Raw genomic sequence first — 5695 nt, 5'->3', positions numbered from 1 at the left:
ACTTTATTTATTCTCGATTTTCAGTTTTTGATTCTGTAGCACAATTTGTTTTTGTGAAACAAAACTATAAATTTATGTTGAATTTAGTTAAAGAATTTCTTGTTGGTCTGGATTTTTCTTTTTTAATTACCTCTTTTTGGGTACAATGGAATTTGTAAGTAGGCGTAAAGGATAGGAATGATGAAAAAATTTATGAAAAAGAATAAAAATAACGCTTGGCTAGATCGATTGAAACAGGGAACGCAAGAACCGAAAAATAAGACATTTCGTCGCTCGCATGTTCCTTTTCGTTTAAACTTTCTTTTTTTCATTATCTTTACATTGTTCGTGGCATTGATTGCTCGATTAGGGTATTTACAGATCGTGAACAGTGAAGAATTAGAGGCGAAAGTCAAATCTTCTTCCACGTTAACCGTACAAACTAGTTCACCTCGAGGGATGATCTATGATTCTACAGGAAAAGCATTAGTAACCAATAAAGCCAATCAAGCAATCACGTTTACTAGAGGCCGGCAGATGACTTCAGAAGATCTGCTTGAGACAGCAACAAAGCTAAATGCGTTGATTGATGTACCGATAGACAAAAATTTAACTGCTCGGGATAAGAAAGATTTTTGGTTAGCTGACCCAGAGCATTTGAAGGAAGCAACGAAACGCTTGTCTTCTGATGAAAAAAAATTAAATACAAGCGAACAATATCAAGCCACAGTGGATAAAGTGACGGATGAAGAAATCAACTTCGATGAAGCACAGTTGAAAGCTGCGACGATCTTTAAGCGTATGAATGGCGCATATGAATTAAACACGGTCTTTGTGAAAAATACAGATGTGACGGACCAGGAATTAGCAGTTGTGGCTGAACATGCATCTGAATTGCCTGGTGTTTCTACAGGTACCGATTGGACACGACAATACAATGCAGCAGACTCTTTGAAGAGTATTTTAGGAAGTGTGACGACCGAACAACAAGGCTTGCCAGCAGAACAAGTAGATGAATATCTTGCAAAAGGATATTCACGCAATGATCGGGTAGGTCAAAGCTATCTTGAAAAACAATATGAAGATGTATTGCAAGGAACGAAAACACAATATGAAGTGACATTAGACAATGACGGTAATGTGACACAACAAAAAGAAGTCTTTGCAGGAGAAAAAGGTTCGAACTTGATGCTTTCTATCAATGCAGAGTTCCAAGAAAAAGTAGAAAGTATTTTAAAAACGAACTATCAAAAACTGATCGATAGCGGTAAAGCTACTTATTCACCAGGTGCCTATGTCGTTGCAATGAATCCTCAAACTGGTGAAGTCTTAGCCATGACAGGATTTAGTCATGAGCAAGGCGCCAAGGAAGTTACAGAAAATGCCCTTGGCACGATCACGAGTGCCTTTACTCCTGGATCTGTCGTCAAAGCTGGTACTTTGACAGCAGGGTGGCAAACAGGTGCGATCAGTGGCAATCAAGTATTGATCGATGAACCAATTCGTTTACAAGGCTCTTCTGAAAAGAGTTCCGTCTTTAACCGTACGGGTCAAGTGCCGCTGAATGTAGTCCAAGCTTTGGAACTATCATCCAATACGTATATGATCAAAGTTGCGTTGAAAATGTTGGGGCTTGAATATGTTCCTGGCATGGGATTGCCAAGCTTAAGTGATGAGACACAAGCTTATCAAGCTTTAAGAGATGGCTTTAAACAATTTGGGCTAGGAATCATTACCGGAATCGATTTGCCAAATGAATCTTCAGGTATCTCTCGTTCTGTCGAATACATGAAGAAATTTAATGCAGATAACGATGGGGAGTGGTATACTCCTGGGAACTTTACCGATTTAGCTTTTGGTCAGTTTGACACCTATACACCGATCCAGTTAGCTCAATATGCCTCAACTGTAGCAAATGGTGGAAAAAGAATCCAGCCTCGCCTAGTGAAAGCAATCTATGGGAATGACGAGAATGGTAATTTAGGTGAAGTGAAAAAAGAAATGGAAGCCAAAGTAGAAAATACGGTAGATATCTCTGAAGAAGATATGGCATTGTTGCGTGAAGGGTTCCACCAAGTAGTCCATGGGACTGATCCTTATACAACAGCTAAATCTTTAGCAGGGGCAAAAATGGATCTCTCGGCAAAAACCGGAACAGCCGAAACTGTGGCAGAAGGGCATCCTGATATTACTACTGTAAATAGTAATATCGTAGCTTATGGTCCTACTGAAGATCCGCAGATCGCCATCAGTGTAGTATTACCAAATCTATTAGATGAAAAAGATCATATGAATTTGACGATTGCAAAAGAAATCATGGATACGTATTACGATATGTTTATGGCGCAATAAAAAAGACACTTTGTCCAATGATGTTGGAGAAAAGCAATCTTAGAATGATGGGTGAACAGAAAGAGATTTTTCTTTCTGTTCATTTTTTTTATAAATAATGCTTTACCATGGCGAAACATGGTTCGCCATGGTAAATGATAAAAGCTTCGCAACTCATGAACATATCGTTTTAAATCCTTGATGTGATGGTCCAAACGCACTAGGTTCCTATTTGAATAGCAAAATATAACTATTAATTTGTGATAGCCTCTTTTTGTGATGTACATAAGGATATTTCCAGAAGGATTCCTTCTTCTAAATTCGAACGCTCTTTACCCACTACAATCTAAGTTTTTCAAAATTTTTTATTATAAATTGAGGCCAAATCATTCGGTTACAACTACAAATCATTTCTAATTTCTTGACGTTCCTCTTTAAAGACTAATGGCACAGTGCCATAAAGTATTTCAAATTTTCTTAAGTCATTTTTAAAACGCGTATATAGATTGAATGACCTTATCTTTTTTAGTCCAGTAAAGTATTGGGATAATTCTTTTGCCCGTCCCGACTCCTCTGTTAGATGTTCGAGAAGTAACATATAGAAATTAAAATAAACTTCTGTATCACCTAGAAATAAAAGTTTATGTTGTACATTAGCTATTTTCTTCAAATATTTTCTCGCCAAAACAATTTCTTTTCGTTCTAGCATTAGTAAAAAAGCATTGTTGTATAGACCAATCAAAATAGAATGGAAAATCTCGAAGTCTTTATTTTTTTCTATTTTTCTCTCTATATTAGTTAGTCTGCTTTTTATATAATTGGTTTCAAATACAAATAATAAAGTACTAAATGTAGTCATTTCAAATCTACCCCACTCATCAATAACCTCTAGATACTCTTTTAACTCAGATAAATATTCCCTGTCAGACTTGTTCAATTTTCTTTGACTAGCTTCCAATGGATACCAATTCACCGTTCGTGCGATTAAATAATTTCTGATATCAACAATGTCATTGGTCTCTTTTGCTTTTTCTCGCAAAGTTTGTAAAGTGTATAAAAAGTTTGATTTACCTTCTCGGATTCTTTTTATTATTTTTTTCAGATCGCGATTTTTTCCTCTTACTGTATCTTGATCCAGATAAAAAATAAATTCATCTAAAGTAAGATTCATTCTATCCAATACTTCTTTTAATACGAAGAATGGGATATTGGTTTTCCCATTTTCATATTTAACAAATGTTTCTCTAGTTGTTATTTTATCCGACAATTTTTTTTGAGAAAATCCTCGCTCAATTCGAAGTTTTCTCAATAATCCATGAACGTCCATGTTTTCTCCTTTATTTTATTTGACGTAGTGTGAATATTTTGACCAGAATTTAATTTCCTATTTTTTTTCTATTATAATAACATAAGAGACATAAAAAAATTTAATTAGTCAAAAGTGATGAAAAACATGTTTGAAATGTTTATGTTTTTGGTTAAAGAGTAGTTTATTGGTGTTCGCTGATTTTTTCACACTTAAGGAGGTGAATAAAACATTGATCATTTCTAAAATAAACAATAAATATACCCCAATATTGTTTTGAACTTGTAACAATTGTTTTTGACAAATGACTTTCATGATTCGGTTATATGTATGACTAGGTTTGGTGATTGAAAAGAAAAATAGGTACTGAAAAAAAGAAATAACTTACGAAATAAACGATAGAGCAAATTTTAAGGAGGAAAAAAATGACCAGCACAATGGAGATTAAAGAAGATATGACCAAAGAAGTACTGGAGCAATTTGAACAAAACGCACAAGAAGTTGGCTATTTTGAATTGGTGAATCAAGGTGGTTTTGTAGTAAAACTCGGGGCAAAGTATTCTGGGGGAAAGCGTTCAAAAGAAACAGGAGATATTCTTTTAGGACAAAGCAAAAAGGCTGAGCTAGGCAATCTAGAAATACCTAATGGTTCTTTGGTTCAGATTCATGCGAATGTCGTATGGGGGAAGGATAAGACAGGAACTCAAGTATTTATTTATCGAAAAGGAAGTCCAATTGTTGCAAGATATATTATTAGTGGAACAACGTTAGATAATAATTTGGGGTTAATTGAAGTGATCTAACAAATATAGGATTTTATCATTCTATATCAAATTGGAAAGGATAGGGTCTTCCTATATCCGATTTTTCTTGAAAAGTGAAGGAAGGAAGCGCCAATTCTTTTTTGATGACTTTAGTGTTTTTTGTAGCTCTCCTAGTTTTAAAAAAAAACTGGTAGAATGTTCTATCAGTTTCAGTAATTAATAGGGTTAATACTATTAATTGCTGAAACAAAGTCCTTACTCTAAATCATCTAAAAATCTTGCGGCTTCCATCAACATCAAAAACATAGAGACTAAAAAACGAAGAATGAAAGAAACAGTACAATTCGTATTGCATCTTTCATTCTTCGTTTTTGTCGTATTATAAAGCAAGCAATTTTTCTAGATAGGTTGCTAAACCATCTTCTTGATTGGTATGTTCCGTAATGTCATTGGCCACACTTTTCAATTGATCTGTGCCATTTGCCATAGCGACGCCCCAACCAGCGTATTCTAAAAGTTCTAAATCATTATGTTCATCACCAAAAGCAATGACATCTTTTTGATCGATCTCAAGGAAATTAGCGATTTGGTGAACACCTTTTGCTTTTTCGATCCCTTTTGAGACGATTTCTAAGATTGCCGTCGGACCACCCCATGTGCGGACATCTACCTGTTTGCCAAATTGTCGAGTTAGTTCATCCGATACTTTCTGAGCATATTGTTTTTCAGTTCGGACAAGCAATGAAGTAGGATTGGTTGTCAAATTGTGAGGTGATAATAGATTTTCTGGTTTTGGATGCGTGGAAGCAAAGAATTTTTCATCGAAAAAGTCAAAACTATCAATGAAAAACGTATCGCGGTTCTCAGCGGCAATAAAATCTAAATTCAGTTGCTTTTTTTGTGCGAGTATTTCAAAAACAATTTCTTTGTTGATCAATGTTTCTTTTTCACCAGACCATTGTTGATTAGGTATATGAACTAACGCACCATTAAAGTTGACCATGGGTGTAGTTAAGTTTAATTGTTGATAAAAATGAGCACTCATTCTGTATGGTCTTCCGGTGGCGATACTGACATGGTGCCCAGCATTCATAGCTTTTCTTAGGGTTTGTTCAGTTTTAGAAGTAATAATTGATTCGTGGTTCAAAGTCGTACCATCTAAATCAATTGCGATCAATTTTTTATTCAAACCTGTCATTCCTTTCAAACGCTTTGTTTTAGTCTAGCATATTTTATTTAAGAAACAAGAAAGTTTTTTATTGTGGAGAAAGTATCTATTTCTTTAAGCATACGTATATTTTACCTATTCGCCTCT

4 protein-coding genes are annotated in these 5695 nt (G+C 34.9%); 2 read left to right on the top strand and 2 right to left on the bottom strand.

All coding sequences use genetic code 11. The features are described 5' to 3' along the window. The first annotated feature begins 177 nt into the window (after positions 1-177). Positions 178-2331, top strand: coding sequence for a peptidoglycan D,D-transpeptidase FtsI family protein (locus tag A5844_RS13760; RefSeq protein ID WP_086285728.1), 2154 nt, complete (start codon positions 178-180; stop codon positions 2329-2331). Between the two features lie 379 nt (positions 2332-2710). Here the strand turns inward: A5844_RS13760 and A5844_RS13755 are convergent, their stop codons facing one another. After that, positions 2711-3637, bottom strand: a complete 927-nt coding sequence (locus tag A5844_RS13755; protein ID WP_086285727.1) for a helix-turn-helix domain-containing protein — start codon at positions 3635-3637, stop codon at positions 2711-2713. 404 nt (positions 3638-4041) lie between these two features. Between A5844_RS13755 and A5844_RS13750 the strand changes: the two genes are divergently transcribed. Then, a complete protein-coding gene (locus tag A5844_RS13750; protein WP_086285726.1) occupies positions 4042-4419 on the top strand; it encodes a hypothetical protein in 378 nt (125 codons plus the stop codon). A gap of 340 nt (positions 4420-4759) precedes the next feature. Here A5844_RS13750 and A5844_RS13740 read toward each other — a convergent pair whose 3' ends face one another. Continuing rightward, on the bottom strand, positions 4760-5569 hold the full coding sequence (locus A5844_RS13740) for a Cof-type HAD-IIB family hydrolase (protein WP_244610840.1): 810 nt from the start codon (positions 5567-5569) through the stop codon (positions 4760-4762). Between the last annotated feature and the right edge of the window lie 126 nt (positions 5570-5695).

This window comes from Candidatus Enterococcus wittei, assembly GCF_002140175.1.
Lineage (GTDB): Bacteria > Bacillota > Bacilli > Lactobacillales > Enterococcaceae > Enterococcus_B > Enterococcus_B wittei.
Note: the sequence above shows the minus strand (reverse complement) of the source record. Positions and strands in the feature narration are given on the sequence as shown.